Origin of the sequence: Paraherbaspirillum soli (assembly GCF_042654985.1) — a bacterium.
GTDB lineage: Bacteria > Pseudomonadota > Gammaproteobacteria > Burkholderiales > Burkholderiaceae_D > Paraherbaspirillum > Paraherbaspirillum soli.
The window spans coordinates 33,597-55,249 of sequence record NZ_JBHSMT010000025.1 but is presented as its reverse complement, the minus strand read 5'-3'; the positions used below and the strand labels follow the sequence as shown (position 1 = coordinate 55,249).

The 21,653-nt window shown below is 61.7% G+C and carries 16 protein-coding genes; 6 read left to right on the top strand and 10 right to left on the bottom strand.

The window, feature by feature from the left end:
• Positions 1-53 precede the first annotated feature (53 nt).
• From guaD to xdhA, 4 genes are all read right to left on the bottom strand, one after another.
• Entirely contained in the window at positions 54-1,418 is a 1,365-nt protein-coding gene (gene guaD / locus ACFPM8_RS13585) for a guanine deaminase (RefSeq protein WP_378998092.1), read from the bottom strand.
• Positions 1,419-1,496: 78 nt separating this feature from the next.
• Complete coding sequence (gene xdhC, locus ACFPM8_RS13580) at positions 1,497-2,582, bottom strand: xanthine dehydrogenase accessory protein XdhC (RefSeq protein WP_378998091.1); 1,086 nt, start codon at positions 2,580-2,582, stop codon at positions 1,497-1,499.
• 20 nt (positions 2,583-2,602) lie between these two features.
• On the bottom strand, positions 2,603-4,978 hold the full coding sequence (gene xdhB, locus ACFPM8_RS13575) for a xanthine dehydrogenase molybdopterin binding subunit (RefSeq protein ID WP_378998090.1): 2,376 nt from the start codon (positions 4,976-4,978) through the stop codon (positions 2,603-2,605).
• 144 nt (positions 4,979-5,122) lie between these two features.
• On the bottom strand, positions 5,123-6,604 hold the full coding sequence (xdhA, locus tag ACFPM8_RS13570; RefSeq protein WP_378998148.1) for a xanthine dehydrogenase small subunit: 1,482 nt from the start codon (positions 6,602-6,604) through the stop codon (positions 5,123-5,125).
• A 665-nt stretch (positions 6,605-7,269) separates the two neighbouring features.
• Between xdhA and ACFPM8_RS13565 the strand changes: the two genes are divergently transcribed.
• Entirely contained in the window at positions 7,270-8,571 is a 1,302-nt protein-coding gene (locus ACFPM8_RS13565; RefSeq protein ID WP_378998147.1) for an NCS2 family permease, read from the top strand.
• A 127-nt stretch (positions 8,572-8,698) separates the two neighbouring features.
• Here the strand turns inward: ACFPM8_RS13565 and ACFPM8_RS13560 are convergent, their stop codons facing one another.
• Together ACFPM8_RS13560 and ACFPM8_RS13555 are read right to left on the bottom strand one after the other, a co-directional pair.
• Positions 8,699-9,709 carry a DUF2804 domain-containing protein gene (locus ACFPM8_RS13560; protein WP_378998089.1) on the bottom strand — a complete coding sequence of 337 codons (1,011 nt, stop codon included), beginning with the start codon at positions 9,707-9,709 and terminating at the stop codon, positions 8,699-8,701.
• 34 nt (positions 9,710-9,743) lie between these two features.
• Positions 9,744-11,066 carry an MFS transporter gene (locus ACFPM8_RS13555; protein ID WP_378998088.1) on the bottom strand — a complete coding sequence of 441 codons (1,323 nt, stop codon included), beginning with the start codon at positions 11,064-11,066 and terminating at the stop codon, positions 9,744-9,746.
• 100 nt (positions 11,067-11,166) lie between these two features.
• On the opposite strand from ACFPM8_RS13555, the gene ACFPM8_RS13550 reads away from it, so the two are divergent.
• Positions 11,167-12,048, top strand: a complete 882-nt coding sequence (locus ACFPM8_RS13550) for a LysR family transcriptional regulator (RefSeq protein WP_378998146.1) — start codon at positions 11,167-11,169, stop codon at positions 12,046-12,048.
• A 304-nt stretch (positions 12,049-12,352) separates the two neighbouring features.
• Positions 12,353-12,694, top strand: a complete 342-nt coding sequence (locus ACFPM8_RS13545; RefSeq protein ID WP_378998087.1) for a hypothetical protein — start codon at positions 12,353-12,355, stop codon at positions 12,692-12,694.
• Here ACFPM8_RS13545 and ACFPM8_RS13540 read toward each other — a convergent pair.
• From ACFPM8_RS13540 to ACFPM8_RS13525, 4 genes are all read right to left on the bottom strand, one after another.
• Positions 12,670-13,047 carry a type II toxin-antitoxin system RelE/ParE family toxin gene (locus tag ACFPM8_RS13540; protein WP_378998086.1) on the bottom strand — a complete coding sequence of 126 codons (378 nt, stop codon included), beginning with the start codon at positions 13,045-13,047 and terminating at the stop codon, positions 12,670-12,672. The genes ACFPM8_RS13545 and ACFPM8_RS13540 overlap by 25 nt on opposite strands.
• Positions 13,044-13,331 carry a type II toxin-antitoxin system Phd/YefM family antitoxin gene (locus ACFPM8_RS13535; RefSeq protein ID WP_378998085.1) on the bottom strand — a complete coding sequence of 96 codons (288 nt, stop codon included), beginning with the start codon at positions 13,329-13,331 and terminating at the stop codon, positions 13,044-13,046. The genes ACFPM8_RS13540 and ACFPM8_RS13535 overlap by 4 nt, the downstream gene beginning before the upstream one ends.
• Positions 13,332-13,518: 187 nt before the next feature.
• Positions 13,519-14,721, bottom strand: coding sequence for an MFS transporter (locus ACFPM8_RS13530; protein ID WP_378998084.1), 1,203 nt, complete (start codon positions 14,719-14,721; stop codon positions 13,519-13,521).
• Between the two features lie 435 nt (positions 14,722-15,156).
• Positions 15,157-15,696, bottom strand: a complete 540-nt coding sequence (locus ACFPM8_RS13525) for an isochorismatase family protein (RefSeq protein WP_378998083.1) — start codon at positions 15,694-15,696, stop codon at positions 15,157-15,159.
• A 235-nt stretch (positions 15,697-15,931) separates the two neighbouring features.
• On the opposite strand from ACFPM8_RS13525, the gene ACFPM8_RS13520 reads away from it, so the two are divergent.
• Genes ACFPM8_RS13520 through ACFPM8_RS13510 form a run of 3 tightly spaced genes read left to right on the top strand, consistent with a single transcriptional unit; the run spans position 15,932 to position 21,650 of the window.
• Positions 15,932-17,290 (top strand): Wadjet anti-phage system protein JetA family protein, encoded by a 1,359-nt coding sequence (locus ACFPM8_RS13520; RefSeq protein ID WP_378998082.1) that lies wholly within the window; start codon positions 15,932-15,934, stop codon positions 17,288-17,290.
• On the top strand, positions 17,287-18,030 hold the full coding sequence (locus ACFPM8_RS13515; protein ID WP_378998081.1) for a DUF4194 domain-containing protein: 744 nt from the start codon (positions 17,287-17,289) through the stop codon (positions 18,028-18,030). The genes ACFPM8_RS13520 and ACFPM8_RS13515 overlap by 4 nt, the downstream gene beginning before the upstream one ends.
• Positions 18,027-21,650: an ATP-binding protein gene (locus ACFPM8_RS13510; RefSeq protein ID WP_378998080.1), complete on the top strand. Its 3,624-nt coding sequence runs from the start codon at positions 18,027-18,029 to the stop codon at positions 21,648-21,650. The genes ACFPM8_RS13515 and ACFPM8_RS13510 overlap by 4 nt, the downstream gene beginning before the upstream one ends.
• Positions 21,651-21,653: the final 3 nt, after the last annotated feature.

The following is a 21,653-nucleotide window of genomic DNA, read 5'->3' as shown; positions in this document are numbered from 1 at the left end:
TCACGGCGACTGCGTCGTCAAAATCCAGCAAGCATCGCAACGCTTCGCTCGAATTAAATGTCTGACGGATACTCGCGTCTATGCACCAGTTTGCCGGCGGCATAAGTCGCCGCAATAGTCCTATCGTCCCCCAGCAGCGCCAGCGCAAACAGCAACTCTTCCAGGCTCTCCGTGCGCATACTGCGACGCGCCAGTAACGGCGTCGCTTTTGGATCGAGCACGATAAAGTCGGCTTCGTTGCCCGCAGCGAAATTGCCGATAGTGTCCTCCAGCCGCATGCTGCGGGCAGCGCCCAGCGTCGCCAGATAGAACATCCGCAACGCAGGCAGAAAGCAATTGCCCATGCGGGCGACCTTGTAGGCCTCATTCATCGTCTGCAACATCGAAAAGCTGGTGCCGCCGCCGACATCGGTAGCCAGCGACAACGGCACCTGCAACGCATCGGCACGCTCAAAATCGAACAGGCCGCTGCCGAGGAACAGATTGGAAGTGGGGCAAATCGAAATCGCCGATCCGGTTTCCGCCATGCGCTGCCGATCGCCGTCGTCGAGCCAGATGCAATGCGCGTACATCGAGCGCGGCCGCAACATGCCGTACTTGTCGTAGACATCCAGATAGCTGCGCGCATCCGGGTACAGTGACTTGACCCAGGCTACTTCGTCGGTATTTTCGGCGACGTGAGTCTGTAGAAATGCGTCCGGATAAGCGCGTGCCAGTTCGCCCGTCAGTTGCATCTGAGCGTTGCTGGAAGTCGGCGCGAAGCGCGGCGTGATCGCATACATTTGACGGCCGCGGCCGTGCCATTTTTTCAGCAGCTCTTCGCTTTCGCGAACGCCGCCCTCGGCCGTATCTTGCAAAAAGGCGGGGCAATTCCTATCCATCAGCACCTTGCCGGCGACCATGCGCAGATCGCGCTTTTCGCTCTCGTTGAAAAATGCATCGACCGAAGTCGGGTTCACGGTGCAATACACCATCGCAGTGGTGGTGCCGCAGCGCAGCAGTTCGTCGATAAAAAAGTGCGCGACGTCGCTGGCATGGGAAGGATCGCTGAACTTGCGTTCGGTCGGGAAGGTGTACTTTTCCAGCCATGGCAGCAAGCCCGGCGACGGCGACGCGATCATGTCGGTTTGCGGATAGTGGACGTGGGTGTCGATAAAGCCCGGCATGATGATCTTGCCGCGATAATCATGGATCTCCAGCTCCGTCGACAGCGACGCCTTGAGTTGTGTCGCCAGTTGCAGATAGTCGCCGACCATCAGCACCCGGCCATCGGCCACCACCAGCAAGCCATCTGCATGCCATGCATAAGCGTCCGCATGTTGTGCCGGATCGGCGGTGAAATGCAGCACGCTGGCGCGATAGGCTTGCAGGGTGGACGGATTGAGGTTGGTGAGATCGGAGAGATTGGCGACTGCCATGAGGTACTTCCTTCTTAAGCAAATAAGCAAACAAACAGCATTATCGGATGATCGTTAGCGCCGCATCAAGGGCAGCTCTTAAGCAATGCCAGCCGTAGCTTCCTGCATCCGCGATGACACCGCAGACCGTTGCTGCTGCTGCGCGATCCGTTCCCAGGCCTGCAGCAATTGCGCGCTGACCGACGCGGCGATGACCGCCGGTTCCTTGCCGACAATGCCGGGGATGCCGATCGGACAGACCATCTCGGCCAAACGCTCCGGCGCAATCCCGCGCTCGCGCAAGCGATGCTCAAACTGCATGCGCTTGGTTTTCGATCCGATCAGGCCGAACCAGGCGACGTCGTCACGCCGCAAAATTTGCGCCGACAAACGCTGGTCCAGCGCGTGGTTGTGGGTCATCACCAAGAAGCTGGAACCGGGCGCAGCGCTGTCCACCAGCGCCTCCGGCACATCGGTGGCCTCGATGCTGACGTTGGCCGGCAGCAGATCCGGGAACATCTCTTCGCGCTCGTCGACCCAGACCACGCGACAGGGCAAATCGCCCAGCGCCTTGACGATCGCAGCACCGACATGCCCCGCGCCGAACAGGAACAATTGCGGCCGCACCGCCAGGCAGCCATCCAGCAGCCAGCGCTGACCGCTGGCGCCATGCAGAACGCGGCAGGGGCCGTCAGCCGTGAATGGCAGCGCCGGCAAGGCCGGCAATCCGCCCGGACCGTGCACGCGTTGACCATCGTTGTCGCACAGGGTCGGCGGCAACGCCGCATCCAGCGCCACCACGCGCCAGCTGTCTTCGGCGTTGCACAGGCGCGTTTGCAGATGACTGAAATAATCGGCGTCGGCCGAGGTGATGCGTTCGAACGCCAGATGGACGACGCCGCCGCAGCACTGGCCGAGCGACGGCCCGAGCGGAAATCTTTGCAGGCGCCGCTCGCGGCTGATCGACAATCCTTCCCGCAGCATCTCGCGCGCAATTTCGATCGCCCGCAGCTCAAGATGGCCGCCGCCTATGGTGTCGAATTGCGCCACCGAGGTCACCACCATTTTGGCTCCCGGTTCACGCGGGCCGGAGCCTTCCACCTGTGCCACCGTGATCAGGATCGCGGCGGAAGTCGGTGGCGTTTGCGTCATCAGCGTGGTCAGCGCATGCAGCCAATGGTTCATGTTCAGGCTCCCATGATGGATCAGGCGGCGCGCGTCATGACGCGCACTGCCTCGATTGACTTCAGGATCGCTTCGCTGGTGGCCGGCGCATTGAGCGGCGGATTGAAGCGATTGCCGCCGACGCTAGCGATCGCATCGCGGATCGCGAAAAATACCGAGAACGGCAGCAGCAGCGGCGGTTCGCCGACCGCCTTGGAACGATGAATGCTGTCTTCGACGTTCCGGTTCTTGTATAAATTGACGCGGAAATCCTGCGGGCAATCGGACACGCCCGGGATCTTGTAAGTGGACGGCGCATGCGTCATCAGCTTGCCATCCTTGTTCCACCACAGTTCCTCGGTGGTCAGCCAGCCCATGCCCTGAATGAACGCCCCTTCAACCTGGCCGATGTCGAGCGCCGGATTCAGCGACTGGCCGGCATCGTACAGCGCATCGGCGCGCAACAACTTCCATTCGCCGGTCAGGGTATCGACCACCACTTCCGACACCGACGCCCCATAGGCAAAGTAAGAAAACGGCCGGCCGGTCATGGTCTTCGGGTCCCAGTGCAAGCCTGGCGTGGCGTAGAAGCCGTCCGACCACAATTGCACCCGCGCCAGATATGCCTTTTGCGCCAGTTCGGCAAACGACATCGACTGTGCGCCGAGATGCACGGCGCCGGCGGCAAAGGTCACTGCCGCAGCCTCGCCTGCGCCCGGATGCAATGTGGCGAAAAAGTCCGCCAGCCGCCGGCGAATCGTATGTGCCGCATCCTGCGCCGCCTTGCCGTTCAGGTCGGCGCCGGTCGATGCCGCGGTGGCCGAGGTATTGGCGACCTTGCTGGTATCGGTGGCGCTGACGCGCACCAGCGCCAGCGGAATGCCGAGCTCGTGCGCCACCACCTGCGCCACTTTGGTATTGATGCCCTGGCCCATTTCGGTGCCGCCGTGATTCACCAGGACCGAGCCGTCGGTGTATACATGCACCAGCGCACCGGCCTGGTTGAAATGGGTCACGTTGAATGCGATGCCGAATTTGACCGGCGTCAGCGCCAGTCCTTTTTTGAGCACCGGACTGGCGGCGTTGAAGGCTTCGACCGCAGCGCGGCGCTGGCGGTAATCGCTGCTGGCTTCAAGCTCATCGACCAGTTCATGGATCACGTTATCGACGATTTTCTGGCCGTACTGGGTGACGTTGCGGCCCTCTTCATCGTTGCGGCCGTAGAAATTCAATTTGCGGATATCGAGCGCATCGCGTCCCAGATTGCGGGCGATCTCGTCGACGATGTATTCGATCGCAATCGCCCCCTGCGGCCCGCCGAAGCCGCGGAACGCTGTGTTCGACTGGGTGTTGGTCTTGCCGCACATGGCGCGGATATCGACGTCCGACAAGTAATACGTATTGTCGAAGTGGCACACGGCGCGGGTCGCGACCGGGGCCGACAGGTCGGCCGAGAAACCGGCGCGCGTCACCATCTCGAGCTTGGCCGCGACGATGCGGCCGCTGTCGTCGTAGCCGACCTGGTAATCGTAATGAAAGCAGTGACGCTTGCCGGTCACCATCATGTCGTCGTCGCGGTCGGCGCGCAGCTTGACCGGCCGTTTCAGTCTGGCCGCGGCAATCGCCGCCGCCGCCGCCCACAACGCCGACTGCGATTCCTTGCCGCCGAAGCCGCCGCCCATGCGCCGGCATTCGACCACGATATTGTGCGAATGAACGCCCAGCGCGTGCGCCACCACGTGCTGCATTTCAGTCGGATGCTGGGTCGAGCACAGCACCAGCATGCCCTGGTTTTCCTTCGGGATCGCGTAGGAAATCTGGCCTTCCAGGTAAAACTGCTCCTGGCCGCCGACGTAGAGCTGACCGCTGACCCGATGCGCCGCTTGCTCGAAAGCCTGCTGCGGATTGCCGCGCGCCAGCCGCATCGGCGGCAGTACATACGATTGCGCCGCGTGCGCCGCTTGCGGGGTCAGGATCGCCGGCAATTCTTCATAGTCGATGACGGCTTTGCGCACGGCCCGCCGTGCATTGTCGTGACTGTCGGCGATTACCACGAAGATCGGCTGGCCGACATATTCCACCAGGCCATCGGCCAGGATCGGATCGTCATGAATGATCGGTCCGCAATCGTTGGTGCCGGGGATGTCGGCGGCGGTGAGCGCGGCCACCACGCCGGCCGCGCTGCGCACCGCATCCAGGTTGATCGAACGGATGCGGGCGTGCGCCTTTTGCGACATGCCGAGCGCAGCATGCAGCGTGCCTTGCGCTTCAGGAATGTCGTCGGTATACGTCGCCTCGCCCAGCACGTGCAGCGCTGCCGATTCGTGCGGATGCGATTGTCCGACTTCAGCCCAGGCCGTGCTGCCGCCCTGCGCCGGGGGATGTGTTTTGATGAAGGCTTCAGTTTGCGTATTCATGGCGTCTCGCTCGTGGTTGCGCGCTATGTCGGATTTGACTGGTAGGGCGGAAAAGCGCAGCGCCTTCCGCCGTAGCGCATAGTCCTACTGCCGTTTAACGTCGGAAGGCGCTGCGCTTTTCCGACTACGATATTTTTTATGTGTTCAGACACACGCGAATGGATTGACCTGGTCGGCCCGCAGTGGTGAATCGGTGCGGGTTTCCAGCCAAAAGCGGCGCAGCAGGTTTTGCGCGGTCTTCATTCGGTAGTCGCTGGACGCGCGCATATCGGACAGCGGCTGGAAGTCCTGCGTCATCAATGCGATGGCGGCATCCAGCGTCGCCTCAGTCCATGTTTGTCCGCGCAGCGCGGCCTCGGTCAGCGCCGCGCGCTTGGGAGTCGCCGCCATGCCGCCGTAAGCAATGCGGACCTCGCGAATCGAGTCGCCATCCAGCGTGATCGAAAACGCGGCGCACACCGCGGAGATGTCTTGGTCGAAGCGCTTGGCCAGTTTGTAAGTGCGGAAGCGTTGCCCGGCATGCGGCAGCGGGATGCGCACCGCTTCGACCAACTCGTCCGCCTGCATGTCTTTTTTCATGTAATCCAGATACAGCGCTTCCAGCGGCATCACCCGTTGGCCGGCCGGGCCGCGCAACACGACTTGTGCTCCCAACGCAATCAGCCACGGCGGCGAGTCGCCGATCGGCGAGCCGTTGGCGACATTGCCGCCCAGCGTCCCCGCATTGCGGATCGGCAGCGAAGCAAAGCGCTGCCACATTTCGGACAGCTCGGGATAGTGCTTGCAGACCTCGGCGTAAGCGTCGTTGAGCGTGACGCCGGCGCCGATCTCCAGCTGCCGGTCGCGCAGCGTGATCGACGTCAGTTCGGCGACCTGGCCGAGATAAATGATGTCGCCCAGATCGCGCATTTGCTTGGTGACCCACAGGCCGACATCGGTCGATCCGGCCAGCATGCGTGCGGTCGGATGAGCGGCACGCACCGCCACCAGTTGCGCTAGCGTGCGCGGCGCATAAAAAGTCTGGCCCTCATGCCGGTAAGTAAACATGTCGTCGCGCTGCAATGGCTGCAGCGCTTGCTGCAATGCGGCGCGGTCGAAGCTGACCGGCGGCAGTTCACCCATGCGGTGCGCGGCGTCGATGATAGGACGATAGCCGGTGCAGCGGCACAGGTTGCCCGACAGCGCGGTGTCGATTTGCTTGCGTTGCAAGGGTTGGCAGGCGGGGGCTGTCGGGCCGCCATCCTGCTTCAGATACAAATCCCACAGCGACATCACAAAGCCCGGTGTGCAGAAACCGCATTGCGAGCCGTGGCACTCGACCATCGCTTGCTGTACCGGATGCAAGGCGCCATCGTCCTGCTTCAAGTCTTCCACGGTAAACAGCGCCTTGCCATCCAGCGTCGGCAAAAACTGGATGCAGGAATTGACCGATTTCAACACGACGCCATCGGCAGTCGGTTCGCCGATGACCACGGTACAGGCGCCGCAATCGCCCTCGGCGCAACCTTCCTTGGTGCCGGTGCAATGCAGGTCTTCGCGCAAGTGCTGCAGGATGGTACGAGTGGGCGCGCCTTGCTCGACGCTGTGGACTGCGCCGCGATAGTAGAAGTGGATCACATTGTCCAACTGAGCCAACTGGGCCGGCTGGGCTTGCTGAGAGTGAGAGGCGGACGTAGGCAAGATGGTCTCCGTTCTGATGGTTTTATCATCACAGCTTAGCACTCGCGCCAGCCCCCTATAGTGCCCGACGACTGATGTCTATTATCTGCAGAATGAAATAGCGAAAAGACGTTTGCCAACGGCAACAAGAACGTTTTGGAGGCCGCATTCGGTTCTATCAAGCGCCCGGAGCGGTTATCATCACGCCGGAATAATTAACATTTAGCCCGGAGCATTCTTGTGACCTCATTCTGTATGACATTACAACGCCAGGGCACCTCGAAAAACCTACTGCGCGCCCCAATCTCGGGGCTGCGATGCTCACCGTACCTCCGTACGGCTGCGCTTCTCGCCCCGACCTTGGGCCGCTCGCTACGGTTTTTAGAGGTGCCCGCCAGAACACTGCGCAAAGCAGGGAAAATTGGTGCGTTAGCGACCAAAAACCATCAAAGAGACAGTTGTGGATGCAATCCGGACGGGCTTCCCAAGGTGAACGGGCATGTCCAGCCACCGCCGTCTCCTCACGATAATCAGGAGACAACAGCATGCATGAATTAAAGGAAAGCGGCGCGGAAATCCGTGCCGAGGCTGGCGTCGGCTTTGCTCCAGGCAATAGTCGGCAAGGCAACATAATGCAGTTTCTGGAGAGATTCTTTAAATTGAAAGAAAACGGCACCGATGTTCGTACCGAACTGATCGCCGGTCTCACCACCTTCCTGACGATGGCTTACATCATCTTCGTCAATCCCTCGATCCTGGGCGATGCCGGCATGCCGAAAGGCGCGGTTTTCGTCGCCACCTGCGTCGCCGCCGCGGTCGGCACCCTGATCATGGCCGTGTACGCCAACTATCCGATCGCACTGGCGCCGGGCATGGGCTTGAACGCCTACTTCGCTTACGCCGTGGTCAAAGGCATGGGAGTGCCGTGGGAAGTGGCGCTGGGTGCGGTGTTCATTTCCGGCTGCCTGTTCATTTTCGTCAGCCTGGTCGGGATACGCAGCATGATCGTCAACGGCATCCCGCCCACGATCCGGATCGCGATTACTTCCGGGATCGGGCTCTTTCTCGGCTTCATCGCGCTCAAGAGCGCCGGCATCGTGGTGTCCAGCCCGGCCACTTTCGTGCAAATGGGCGACCTGCACAAGATGCCGGCGATCCTGGCGATTGTCGGTTTCCTGATGATCGTGGTGCTGGACCGGCTCAGGGTCAAAGGCGCGATCCTGATCGGCATCCTGACCGTCACCGTGCTCAGTTTTGTGCTGGATGGCAACCAATTCACCGGTGTGGTCTCGATGCCGCCATCGGTTTTGCCGACCTTGTTCAAGCTCGACATCATGGGTGCGCTGTCGATGGGCGTGGTGAACGTGGTGCTGGTGTTTTTCCTGGTTGAATTGTTCGATGCCACCGGCACCATGATGGGGGTGGCGGGCCGCGCCGGTCTGCTCAAGAACGGCAAAATGGAACGCCTCAACAAAGCCCTGCTGGCCGACAGCACGGCGATCGTGATCGGCACCGCGCTCGGCACGTCCAGCACCACCGCCTATGTCGAAAGTGCGGCCGGGGTGCAAGCCGGCGGCCGTACCGGTCTGACCGCGCTGGCGGTCGGCGTCTTGTTCCTGGCTTGCCTGTTCATCGCCCCGCTGGCCGGTGCGGTACCGGCCTACGCCACGGCGCCGGCCTTGTTTTATGTGGCCGGCCTGATGCTGCGCGAATTGGTCCATCTGGATTGGGAAGACACTACCGAAAGCGTGCCGGCCGTCATCACCGTGCTGATGATTCCGTTCACTTATTCGATCGCCAATGGGATTGCGTTCGGCTTCATTTCCTATGCGGCCTTGAAATTGTTCAGCGGCCGCGCCAAACAAGTGCCGGTCGTGGTCTGGATTATTGCCGCGGTGTTCCTGTTCAAATTCATCCACCTGGGCGGGGGTTAAGAACCTGTTCAAAATCTGCAAGCACCCGTAGGGCGGATGAGCGCAGCGTTATCCGCCGTTCTGGATGCATCACACGCCTGTAGGACATCCAACGGCGGAAGACGCTCCGCTTTTCCGCCCTACTTGCTCACCAGCGTGAGAAATGATCCTCCGTCACGCCCACCAACTGTTCTAGCGGACGCGCCGCGGCATCCCGCCGCGGCTTGACCCAGCCGCTGAAAGTGCCGATCGCTTGCACATAGCGGCTGGCGGCTATCAGCAGATTCTTGTTTTCATGGCGTGCTCCTGCCGGCTGGAAGTGCAGATCCAGCAAGCCGTCGTCGGTGACGATATGCCACGGCGCCAGCGGTGCCGCCGGGTCGAAATCAAATCGGGCCGGACCCAGCGGATGCAGTTGCCCATCCAGCCACAGCACGTTCTCCTGCTGGCCGAAGTAACCGGCCTGCAGGTTGAATCCACATTCCAGATCATGCGCAGAGGCCCAAAGCCACGCGGTTTCGCGCGCCAGCAAGCCGTTCGAATAATCGAAGCTGGCGACCCCGCCGCTCAAGTCATAGCGCTGACCGCCAACCCGTACCTGGCCGCCAAGCGGCATGCCGGACGATTTTTGCGTGGCGTGCACCGAGCCTTTTTCAATCGGCCCCACCGCCAGCAATAACGGCGCGGCTTCGGTCGCATCGAATACAGCATCGATCTCGAACCGGCCGCAACGCAACTGCAGGCCATGCTCGCTGCCGTCAGCGGCAGGCCGATAGTCGATCCGATTGCCGAACCAGCGGAAGCGGCTGGCCGCGCCCGGGCCATCTCCGACCTGCGCGCTCAAGCCCGGCACCCCATCCTGCGAGAACGCCGCCACTACTTTGCGCTGCCGGCGGTCGAACGCATACGCGAAAGCGGTATTGGTCCAGCCGACGTCGACGATGGCGATGCCGCAAAACAGTTCGGCGGTGGACAGCGCCACGTATTGCCAGCGCTTGTGATGAAACCGCCGCCACCATCCGCTGCGCGCATAAGGCGGCGCCAGTGCCGACCAATCGATTTCCCCGGTCGCTCCGGCAAAGCGGCCGAAGCGAGGCTGGCCGTCGGCGCTCAGTACATTGCCGGGGGCCGGCAGCAGTGGTGGCAAAGGTAATGTCATGGCGGCTATTTTAGTGCCTACTGGAAATTTATGACTACGCCGCTTGAACCTTCATGCGCGCCACAGTCGGCTCAGGACGGGGAAACAGCGGCAACGCGATCAGCGCGCAAATGCTGCCGACTACCCATACTGCCGGCCAAGACCACGCTGCCAGCAAAGCAGGGATCGCCAGCGGCGTGACGAACATCGTGACGAACACGCAAGTGTTGGCCATGCCCAGTGCGGTCCCGGCGCGTTGCGCTCCGGCCAGCGTCGCCAGTTCAGCATAGGCCACGCCGTGCCAGGCCGACCCGCAGATTCCGCCCAGCAACAGCATGACAATGATCGCCGCCGTCACGCCGGCGTGCTGCGGGCCGCTGCCGGCAAACACCACGATCACGGCCAGAGCGGCGAAAATCAGCGCGGTCAGTTGGCTGCAAGTGCGCATATATGCACGCCGATTGCCGTTGCGATCGGTCCAGCGGCCGCTCCAGATGCGCATCACGATCGCACCAACCTGGATCGCCACGATGGTCGCGCTGATGGTTGCGACTCCGGCATGGCTGAAGTCGTGCAAGAAAATGGTGGCGAAAGTCAGCACCGCCAATTGCGGCGCGCACAGCACCCCGATCGCAATCGCGATGCGCCATACGAGGCCATCGCGCAGAGGATTGCCAGCGGTTGCCGCGGCGGGTAATGATTTCTTGGCGGCCGCTGCCGGTGCTACGACATCCGAAGGCGGCTCATGCAGCCAGTGCCAGGCGAACAGCGCCGTCACCGCGCACAGCAATGCCAGCAGCGCATAGACCGAGGCAAATCCGCCCCAGCCGGCAAGCGTCGGCAACACCAGCGCGCCCAAGCCGCCGCCGAGCGGCACCGCGGTTTGCCGAATGCTCATCGCCAGTCCCCGTTCGCCTTCGCGGAACCAACTCATCACGGCGCGCCCGCTAGCCCCGTTCACGCTGCCGCCCATCAAACCGACCACCAGCATCCCCGCCGCCAGCCACGGCAAGCCGGGAACGTGCGAGTGCGTCGGCGCAGCGAACAAGGCCATCAGGACCAGCGCCGCCGCGGTCGCTCCCAGGCCGCTCAACAATACCCGGCGGTCGCCCAAGCGATCGGTCAGCAGTCCCCAAGGCAACTCGCTGAGTGCGATGCCCAGTCCCAGCAAGCCCAGCACCAGCCCCAGTTCGGCATTGCCGAGGTGATAATCCGAGCGCATGAACACCGCCGTGGTCGGCAAGCCCGAAAACGCCGCAGAAAAACTGGCATTGGCCGCGACGCCGAGGCCGAGCACCTTCCAGCGATGGTTGGGCTGACGCAGCGAGGCTTGGCGATCGCGGCCGCCTGGCATGGTTGAAGACGATTTATTAAACATGACGTTTTCCTGAAAAATGATGGAATGCAGCCATGCTACGCAAACGCTTGCCATCGGAAAAGCGGGAAGATATGATGACATCCATCGTGTTTTCCGAAGGATTGCCGTGAACGAATTCAACCTCAACCAGCTGCGCACCTTTGTCGTCGCCGCCGACACCGGCAGCGTCACCGCCACTGCCGCCAGCGTTTTCCTGTCGCAGTCATCGGTCAGCGAACAACTCAAGAAACTGGAAGAGCGCGCCGGTCAGCCCTTGCTGTTGCGTAGCAAACAGGGCGTCGCCCTGACCCCGGCCGGCGACAAATTGCTTGCGCACGCACGGCGGATTCTGGCGATGAGCGAAGCCGCGTTCGAAGATTTGCAAGGCCGCGGCCTGGACGGCGAACTGCGCATCGCGATCACCGACTACTACCGTCCGCACGACATCGCCCGCATTCTCAAAAGCTTCACCCAACTATATCCGCGCCTGCGCCTGCACGTGACCGTGCTGAAAAGCGCGATGATCGAAAGCACCGAAGCAGACAACGATTTCGACATCGGCCTGTCGATGCGGATGCTACCGCTGGATGGCAAGCGCGCAGTGACCAGCCGGCCGCCCGGGATCGTGGTCCGGCGCGAACAGCTGGTATGGGTCACGTCCGCCGACGTCGAGGACGTAGCGGAAGGACCGATGCCGCTGCTGGTCCTGCCCGCCACCTGCGCGCTGCAGATATTGATTCTGAAATTGCTGGATCAGCACAAAGTGCCATACCAGATCGCCCATTCGGCCTCCGGCGTGGCTGGGCTGCAGCTGGCGCTGTCGGCTGGCTTGGGCGTGTCCTGCCTGAACGCATCGGCAATCGGCGCCGGCATCGTGGCCTGCCCGCCGGAATGGAAACTGCCGGCGCTGCCGATGGCGGAGTTCCATCTGTTGCCGCCGAAAGCCGGGGAAGATGCACTGGTGAGCAATGCGCGGGTGGCGTTGACGAGGCTGTTTACGTGAGCCGGTGCGCTAAGCAGAGCAAGTAAGAATGTAGGGCGGATGAGCGCAGCGTTATCCGCCGCTGGATGTGCTGCATACGATTGATGACGCATCCAGAACGGCGGATAACGCTACGCTCATCCGCCCTACTCACGTTGATTCTTCCTCTCGCAATATTGCCGCCAAACTTTAATCTGAAAAAAATGCGAAAAATTTGATTGGAAATGACGTGTCGTGTCATCAAATTGACGTGCTGCGTCATTTACCAAGCAACAAGCCTGTAGCAATATCGGACTCGGAAAACCACCACCAGAAAGAGTCCGCAATGAGCAAAAAAACGCCTAAATCACTTCATCAACCGTTTTCATGGCTGAACGATGCATTACGCGCCGATGCATTGGCGCAGTGCGTGGCTGATACGAAGGATCTGTGCCGAGGCATACAAACTTGTCTGGAACTGGTGCACGCCAGTTATCTGGCGCAAGGCGATTATGCCGACGACTATTTTCCTCCGGTGCTGGACGCCGTCGCCAGCGAGCGGCCGCTGCGGCTGGCGATTGTCGTCGCCGGCATGTTGGCAGAACAGGCTGAGCGGAATGTGGACGGTCTCAACGAACTGCCAAATGAAGCGACGGGGCGCGTTCAAGCAGGCGGCCACAACGCCTGAAAGTCAAACGACAGTTCCCGATGATGTCTAATCGAAAGCAAGTAAACGACATCTTCATACCGCGCATACAGGATCAGATAATCGGCCATCAGGTATTCGTGTAACTCACCTTGTCCAAGCTTGTTGCGCAGCGCCGCCAAGCCGTTATTCGCTTCCACCGAGCGGGCCGGTCTTTTGATGAAAGACGGCCCCATCTCGGGAAATCGTTCCAGGTTCGGAATGACTTTTTCCATCAACCCATCCAACAAAGCGCCAAACGCCTGCGGGGCGTCAGCCGCGGTCAGGAACTGCTCGATGCGATCAAGGTTTTTTTCAAAGTGAGCGGTGAGCTTGACCGCAATTTTCTTGGTCATGAGCGACGGCGTTTCAGCGACTGCAGCGCCGAGCGCGCATCTTTCACGCGGCCTGCCGCCACATCGTCCAGCCCTTTGCCGGCGTCATCGATCAACAGCAGGTGAATGTGTTCGCGCTCCAACTGGTGGTAGTAGTCCAGTCGTTGCGCGTCGATCAATGCGATATAGCTCTCGCCGTTCTTGGTGATGATTTTCTCGGCCCCGGCTTTTACTTGCTCAGCCAATTCAGAAAGGTTGGCGCGGGCCAGGGAGAAAGGCACGATGTCGCTTGCAGAGATTCCCATGACTTACCCTCAGTTAAATGTGCAAAATTTTGTACATTATATGGCACGCACGGATACCCCTGGGCACCTCTAAAAACCGTAGCGAGCGGTCCAAGGTCGGGGCGAGAAGCGGAGTCGTACGACTGTACGGCGAGCATCGCAGCCCCGAGATTGGGCCGCGCAGTAGGTTTTTAGAGGTGCCCCTCTGTCAGGACGGCTGAATCGCCGCCCTGGCCGCTCCACTGCGCTCGCTGACCCACCACACAATCAACCCAATCGCGCTCAACGCAGCCCCTGCCGCCGACACGCCATACCAACCAGCCCGGGCGAACATCGCTGCCGACAACAGCGAACCGCAGGCGCCGCCGATGAAATAGCTGGTCATATAGCCGGAGATCAGCCGGTTTCTGGCTTCCGGACGGATATGGGTGATCACGCTGAGATTGGTCACATGCACCGCGTGGATCGCCAGGTCGAGCGCCAGGATGCCGACGATCAGCGCCAGCAGCGAGCTTTTGGCAAACACCAGCGGCAGCCATGACAGCAGCAACGCGCTCAAGCCGACGCTGGTGGCCAGCCCGGCCTTGCCGCGATCGGCCAGCCGTCCTACCGGCGAGGCGGCCAGCGCGCCGGCCGCGCCGAACAGCCCGAACAAGCCGATCGTGCCGTCCGAATAATGGAAAGGCGCAGCCGACAACAAAAACGAAATCGAGGTCCACAACACGCTGAATACGGCAAAAATGACGCCGCCCAGCAAGGCCCGGATGCGCAGCACCGGCTCTTGCACGAACAAGGTCAGGATAGACGCCAGCAAGCGCGGGTAGCTCAGCCCCGGCGACTGGTGGTGGCGCGGCAGCGTGCGGCCCAGTGCGACCGCGGTCAACAGCAGCATGCCGGCGCCGAACCAATAAACCGTTTGCCAGCCGCCGATGGAAGACAGATAGCCGGCCACGGTCCGCGCCAGCAAGATGCCCAGCAGCAAACCACTCATCACATTGCCGACCACTTTGCCGCGCTGTTCCGGCGCCGCCAGGGTGGCGGCAAAAGATACCAGCACCTGGGCCACGACAGAAAACAGCCCGGTCAACGCGGTGCCGATCAGCACCAACGGCAGCGCAGGTGCCAGTGCGGTCAGCACCAATCCCGCGGCCGACAACAAGGTCATCACGATGATCAGTTTTTTTCGCTCGAACATGTCGGCCAGCGGCACCATCAGCGCCAGCCCCAACGCGTAGCCCAACTGGGCCACGGTGACGATAAAGCCGGCGCTGCCGTTGGTGATGCCGAACTGGCCGGCGATCGTGTGCAGCAACGGTTGCGGATAATAATTGCTGGCCACCGCCACGCCGGTCGCCGTCGACATCAGCATGACCAGACCCGGGCTGAGCTTGGTGGAGGAAGGTTCTTGCATTGTTCAACGCCTTTCAAAATGAAGAAATCTGCACGACAGCGAGTGCATCCCGCCATGGTGCAGATTGGAGCGGCAGTGTAGCTTGCCTGGGATAAATTTTCAGGCGGGCATCAAAACGCGGGATTGCCGGTTGTGCGTTCGGGTGAGTGCGTATTGTGCGGCAAAGTAATTATTGAATCCAATGGTGGATTCCTCTGATTGCTATAGGTTATATCTATACTTTGGCGCCTCAAAATGGCCGGTCATAAAGGAGTAGGGCGGAAAAGCGCAGCGTCTTCCGCCGTTCTGGATGCATCAAACATTGGTGGTACATCCAACGGCGGAAGGGTGAAGCAGGGGTTTCGGATGGCATGCCATCCGCCTGCTGAACGGTATCCGCCTGCCAGCGGATACGCGCCCTGCAAGGGCTGCGCTTCCGCCCTACGCGAGCCAGCCTTATTTGATTAACTTGAGGACTTCCCTGAATCGCGGGTGCTCGCTATTGCCGATCCATTCGAACATCACCATTTCCGACGTCACGATTTCCGCACCGGCCGCCGTGGCGCGATTGATCGCCGCCAGCTTGTTGTCGGCATGGCGCGAGCCGATCGCATCGACCACCAGCTTCACTTTCCGCTTTCTATGCAGCAGGCCGAGCGCGGTTTGCAGCACGCACACATGCGCTTCGCAGCCGACGATGACCAGGTCGTCGCGCTCCGACGCCAGACTGTCCAGAAACTCCGGCACGGCGCAGGCATCGAATGCCGTCTTCTCGATCGACTTGTGCAGCAGCGGGCCGATCGACGGCACGATATCGCCCAGCCGCAGCGGTTGTTGCACGGTGCCGACGACCGGGATGTCAAGCAGCCTGGCGGCGTGCATCAGCAGCTCCGTGCGTTTCAGGATGCCGGCAGCGTCGGCAATCACCGGCATCAGTTTTTCCTGCAAGTCGATGACGACCAATGTCGCACGGGAGGCTTCGCATAGGTAGGGCATGATGTCGTTCTCTCAATGAGTCGGTTCGCGGATCGGATGCGGGCCGATATCATCTGCCGCTGACCCGGTCCGGGCGGGTAAAATGCTGAACAATTTTAATCCTCTACTCAGCCAAGGCACACTGTTCCCAGTCTCGGCAAACTTGCGCAGGAAGAATCACTTGTTTTTTGAATCAGATCGTCTTCATTTCTTTAGACCCCTTGCAGGAAAACACCGTACCGTCGTAGTTGCCTGCGTGCACGCCCTGTACGAGCGGCTGCATGGCCCGAGCGCCGATTATGCGCAAAACCTGACCCGCGACAGCTTGCGCGAGCTGCTGTTGCCGGTGGTGCAGGAAGCGCGCCAGAGCTTGCTGCTGGCGGATGCGACCGACGATATTTCAGCCGACGACGAGGGTTTTATCCCGGACGGCGCGGATGACCAGCAAAGCACCAGCGCGGTGTTGCGCACCCTGCTGCGGGATGGCTGGCTGGAAACATTCGGCGACCGCGCCGGCCTGGTCACGGCTTATCGTTTCAGCCGCGCCGGCAAATTGTTCGCCGAAGCGTTCTGGGCGCTCGACCGCCATCGCGCCCGGACCCGCCAGCGCAATGTCCGCAGTTGCCGCAACGCACTCAATGCCGCCTTGCGCAACGTCGATGCCTATGACTTGATCGACGCTTACGATTACGCCGAGAAAGTCATCAGCGATTTATCCGAAGGCGTCGATTATTTCCAGGAGCTGGTGAGGCGGCTGATGCTAGAGGCATCGCATACGCCGTGGGACGGCTTCATGGAATTCCTCGACCGCTTCGAGAAAGAATTCAAGAAGCAACTGACCGCCGACAGCATTGAGCGCCATCGTCAGGCGATCCGCGACGTGATCGCCGAGCTGCACCGTCTACCGCCGGAAAAATTGCAGGCGCTGGAAACCCAGCTGGACGACATCGCACCCTGGGCCAGTCAGGAGCGGGTCGGCGATTCGACCCTGGACTGGATGCTGGAACGGATCGAAGAAATGGTGGAGGCCGCCTGCACCACCAAACACCCCGAGCTGATCAAGGCCATGAGCGTCTACATGCAGCGTGCCGCCAGCATCGTGCAGCAAGCGCTGATGCTGCGCGGCGGCCAGACGCGGCAGGCGTACAGCATCGCCATCGGCAAAGTCGCCGGCCGCAGCGGCAGCGCCCAGGATCAATTGCTGGAACGGCTGGGGCAGGCGATTGCGCCGGCCGAAGTGCGGTTGCTCGACCCGGCCTCGTTCAAGTTGCGCAGCGCCTCGCAGCGGCGCAAGGCACTGACCGTCACCGCGCAACCGAAGGTGACGCGCGACGCCCGATTGGCGGCCGCCATGCATAGAGCCGAGGCCGACGCCTTCGCGCTGTCCAACGACGACATCGTGCACCGCATCCGCGCCGAGCTGCACGTGCGCGACCGGCCGATCCGGCTCTCGACGCTGCCGGTGGCCAGCACCACCGACGTCCTCAACAACATGCAACTGGTGGAAGCGGTGCGCGGCGCGCGCGACGACAAGCTGACCGTGACCAAACTGCCGGGCAAACTCTGGAACGCGTTTTACGCCGGAGATGATTATCAGATCGAGATGAAAAAATGAATTTGAACGAGGCATTGAATCAACAACTGGGCTTGCACAATCTGTCGCCCGAACGCTTCCGCGAAATCGTCGGCCGCCTGTTCGGCGCCGGCATCGTGGTGCGTGAAGAAGACGGCGTCGAACAACGCCTGTACGACGACGCCCGCAGAATCGAAGCCTGCCTGAACGACTATTTCCAGCTCGCCGGGTTTCGGTTGGAGCATAACCAGAAGGGCGAATTTTTCCGGCTGTATGCACCTGGCGCGGTGATCCCCGGCCTGCCGGAAGACGGCCTGGAACCGGTGCCGGCGTTGCGCGCGCGCCTGACGCCGGAGTTCGTCGCCGCCGCCCTGGCGTTGCGCTTTCAGTATCAGCAAGGGCTGGCCGAAGGCGGCATGCGCCTGACCGATGCTGGCGAAGTCTTGATCCGTTTCGAAGAACTGGCGGCGACGCTGCAAACCCAATTGAAGCGCGCGCTGCCCGCTACCGTGGTGGAACGCCAGCGCTTGTTGAACGACCTCAAGCGGCATCGCCTGATCCGCCTGGCGCCGACCTTTTCGATGGATGACGAAGACGCGCTGCTGGCGATCCGCTCGACCATACTCGGCATCATCAGCGACGACATGCTGGAGGCCGCGCTGGAAGGCGAACTGCCGGCGGCCGGAACCGAGGCCGACGCCGAAGACGAACAAGGCCGATTGCAGGAACGCAGCAACGCCGAAGAACCGAGCAGTGAAGAACAACAAGGAAGCACCGAATGAAGCTGGAAAAACTGATCCTGGTGAACTGGGGCGCGCTGCGCTCGCAGGAATACCCGATGGGCAACATGACCCTGCTGACCGGCCCTACCGGCTCCGGCAAATCGACGATGCTGGATGCATTGCAGACCGTCATGACCGCCGTTTATCAAAACATCTTCAGCTACAACCCCGGCCAGGATGAAACCACGCAAGGCGCGCGCAACGGCAAAACCAAGCGCACCCTGTGGTCCTACATCGTCGGCGCCGAGGACAATCTGTTCGCCCGTCCCAACGGCGCGCACGGTTACATCGCCGCGGTATTCAAGCCGAGCGAAGGCGAAGAAGGGCGCGAATTCACCGCGCTGGTGGCGGCCTCCGCCCGCGTCGACGGCGCCGGCGAGCGCCGCCAGGCGGTGGCGGAACGGCTGGCGCTGTTGATCGTGGACGGCGCCGGACTCAAGCTGGGAGACCTGACTTCGTCCGAACTGGACGGCGGCATGGCGGTGGTGGCGGTCGAGAAGATCGAACAGCACCTGTCGGCCCGATACCGCAGCGTGATCAATTTCCGCGACAGCAAGCGCGAATACCTGTGCCAACTGTACGGCCGTTTCCGCGGCCAGAAAACCGTTTCCTTCGCCGAAGCCGAAGGCGCCGCCAAAGCCTGGAGCCAGTCGATCGCGCACAAGCCGATCGGCAGCGTCGACGACCTGGTCAAGCATCAAATCCTGGAACTGGACACCAGCCAACTGTCGCAGCGGATCGGCCAGATCAGCAAGCTGATGCGCCAGGTCAATGCCTTGCGGCAGGAAGGCGAACGTCTGACCGACAACGTCAAGCGCCTCGAACGCCTGGGCAAAACCGTCGGCGACACCGCGCACGCCTACGAACTGGCGACGCAGTCGCAGTTGCTGGTGTCGGCGCTGGCCCTGCGCGAAGACCAGCGCCAGCTGGATAACGCCACCAACGCCATCATCGCACTGGAAGAATTGATCGCCGACGAGACCGAGAACGCCGACAAACTGGAACAGGAACGCAACGCCAAAAACCGCAGCCTGACGCAGTTGCACGCGCAGATGATGGGGATCCCGGCGGCCGAGCAAAAGAAACGGATTCAGCACCAGATCGCCGAAGTCGGCAGCAAGATCAAAGCCGTGTTCACCTCGCTGCAACACAATGCACTGGCCGCGCAACAGCTGGAAACCGCCGCCCGCAGCGTGGCCGGCATGCAGATCCCGCCGCAGCAAAGCGAGATCGCGCATGCTGCGCGGCAGGTGGTGCAAGCCCTGTCCGCCACCGCCGATCTGGATATCGGCCGCCACCTGCAAAGCATCGCCGAGCTGAGCCGTGCGGACGAAGTGGACGTGCTCAAATCGCTGATGCTGGTCAACGCATTTGAGGACGTCGATGCCAGCCTGACCATCTTGCATGCGGCGCTGGCCGGCACCGAAAACAGCTTTGTCTCCGCGCTGCACACGCAGATCGCGCAACTGCGCGCCAGCGAAGGCGACCTGCTGCGGCGCGAGAAAGACGCCGCGTCGCGCAAGGCCAATCTGGCCGAAGGCGGCGCCGATTATCCGTCGCATATCCGTCATGCGCTGAAAGAATTCCGCACCGACCTGGTCGGTGCCCGGGCCCAGGTGTTGTGCGATCTGATCGAGCCGATGGCGGAAGACTGGCAACCGGCGATCGAAGGTTATCTGGGCGGCGCCCGTTTCAGCCTGGTGGTGGAACAAGCCTGGGAAGCGCGCGCGATCGAATTCGTGCGCCAGCGCAAACTGCGCGCCAGCGTGATCCAGGGCAGCCTGTGCCTGAAGCACGTCAAACCCGAAAGAACGCCGAGCGATTCCATCATCCACGCGCTGACCACCGAGCATCCGATTGCGCATGCCTACCTGCACGAACAATTCGGCCAGGTAGTGAAAGTGGCCGACGCCGAAGCCTTGCGCCATGTGTCGCGCGGCTTGACCAAGGACGGCAAGGGCAGCGGCGCGCGCACCATGTTTTCGGCCGAGACCGACATGCTGGTGTTCGGCAAGGAAGCCAAGCGCCTGGCGCGGCAACGCGCCGAGCAAGATCATGCCGCCGCCGAACAGGAGCTGACGCAGGTGCGCGCACAATTGCGCGAACTGGCCGGCGCGCTGGCCTTGATGGGACAGCTGCAATGCCCGTCGTTCGCCGCCATCAATGACCTGGAAAAAGTGGTGCGCGAAATCGACGCCGCACGGCAGGATTTGGGCCGGCTCGACCTGACCATGGTCAGCAAACTGGAAGATGAAGCGGAAGCGCTGAACGTCGAAATCGCCCAGCTGGAAACGCGCAAGAGCGCCTGCATCCGTCACATCGGCGGTCACGAAAAAACCATGCAAAGCCATCACAGCGCGATCGCGCGGCTGCAACTGGGCATGAGCAGCCGGCAAACCCGGGTCGATGCCGACACCGCCGCCTTGCGCCAGCTGTGCGTCACCAACGCCAGCCTGTCGTTCACCGCGCTGGCCGACCAGGTCGGCGCCTGGGTTGCCGACAGCACCTACTCGCCGCACGAAGCCGCACAGCGGGTCACGCAACAGCATCAGCGCAGCTGGCAAGTGTATGGCGACGTCCGCAACGCACTCGGCGAATATCACGCTCACGCACGAGAAGATGAACGCTTCGACATCGGCCAGGGCGACGATGCGCGCGACGGCGATTTTGCGCCGCTGTATGCGCGCATGGTGGAACTGCAAACCCGCACCCGGGCGCAGCTGACGCGGCAAAAAGATATCGGTCTGATCAAGAACCTGGAGCAGTTGCGCACTGCCGAGGCTTCGTTCAACGACGTCTTCACCAAACAGTTCTGCTACGAGATCCGCAACGCCGTCGATACCGGCGTGCGCACCTTGAAGACGCTCAACCTGGAGCTCGACAAGCTCAAGTTCGGCACCGACAAATTCCGCATCGATTGGTCCGAATGGGTGCCCGAGTTCAAGGCCTATTACGACTTCTTCAGCGCCACCGCGGAACTGTCCGAATCGCACGATTCCGGCCACCTGTTCGGCACCCCGGATCTGAGCAAGGAAAACTGCGTGGTGCGCGACAAATTGGTGCAACTGCTGTTGTCGGACGATGAAGAACGCGCCGTCAAGGAATTGCAGCGCGTGGCCGATTACCGCAACTACCGCCGTTACGAAATCTTCAAGGACGCCGACAGCGGCTCGCACATCCGTCTGTCCGAATGGGGCACCGGCTCCGGCGGCCAGCTGGAAACCCCGGCCTACATCATCCACGCCGCCGTGGTCACCAACCGCCTCAAGCATTTCGACAAGGGCTCCAACCTGCAACTGCTGGTCAACGACGAATCGTTCGCCAAGATGGACGAAGGCCGCGCCCGCGACGTCCTGACCTTCCTGCGCGACCACCTCGGCATGCAGCTGCTGTGCGCGATGCCGACCAAGCACGCCGGCGCCATCAAGCCGGAATTCTCGCGCGAATGGAGCTTCAGCCGGACCGAAGCGGAAGGCAACGGCGAAGTCGGCTTCGTGTCGGAAGCGGACGAACGCGAACTGCGCTCCGACCAATTGCGCGTGCTGTGGGAACAGCGCCGCACGCAGGTGCGGGAACAGGCGCAGATGTTGTTTGAAGCGGCGGAGCAGGCGGCGGCTTGAGAT

Excerpts from the sequence above, each read along its gene's own strand:
- xdhC (WP_378998091.1), bottom strand. The coding sequence starts at position 2,582 with ATGAACCATTGGCTGCATGCGCTGACCACGCTGATGACGCAAACGCCA.
- ACFPM8_RS13540 (WP_378998086.1), bottom strand. The coding sequence starts at position 13,047 with ATGACCAAGAAAATTGCGGTCAAGCTCACCGCTCACTTTGAAAAAAAC.
- ACFPM8_RS13530 (WP_378998084.1), bottom strand. The coding sequence starts at position 14,721 with ATGCAAGAACCTTCCTCCACCAAGCTCAGCCCGGGTCTGGTCATGCTG.
- ACFPM8_RS13525 (WP_378998083.1), bottom strand. The coding sequence starts at position 15,696 with ATGCCCTACCTATGCGAAGCCTCCCGTGCGACATTGGTCGTCATCGAC.
- ACFPM8_RS13555 (WP_378998088.1), bottom strand. The coding sequence starts at position 11,066 with ATGTTTAATAAATCGTCTTCAACCATGCCAGGCGGCCGCGATCGCCAA.
- ACFPM8_RS13515 (WP_378998081.1), top strand. The coding sequence starts at position 17,287 with ATGAATTTGAACGAGGCATTGAATCAACAACTGGGCTTGCACAATCTG.
- ACFPM8_RS13545 (WP_378998087.1), top strand. The coding sequence starts at position 12,353 with ATGAGCAAAAAAACGCCTAAATCACTTCATCAACCGTTTTCATGGCTG.
- ACFPM8_RS13565 (WP_378998147.1), top strand. The coding sequence starts at position 7,270 with ATGCAGTTTCTGGAGAGATTCTTTAAATTGAAAGAAAACGGCACCGAT.
- ACFPM8_RS13510 (WP_378998080.1), top strand. The coding sequence starts at position 18,027 with ATGAAGCTGGAAAAACTGATCCTGGTGAACTGGGGCGCGCTGCGCTCG.
- guaD (WP_378998092.1), bottom strand. The coding sequence starts at position 1,418 with ATGGCAGTCGCCAATCTCTCCGATCTCACCAACCTCAATCCGTCCACC.
- xdhB (WP_378998090.1), bottom strand. The coding sequence starts at position 4,978 with ATGAATACGCAAACTGAAGCCTTCATCAAAACACATCCCCCGGCGCAG.
- ACFPM8_RS13560 (WP_378998089.1), bottom strand. The coding sequence starts at position 9,709 with ATGACATTACCTTTGCCACCACTGCTGCCGGCCCCCGGCAATGTACTG.
- ACFPM8_RS13535 (WP_378998085.1), bottom strand. The coding sequence starts at position 13,331 with ATGGGAATCTCTGCAAGCGACATCGTGCCTTTCTCCCTGGCCCGCGCC.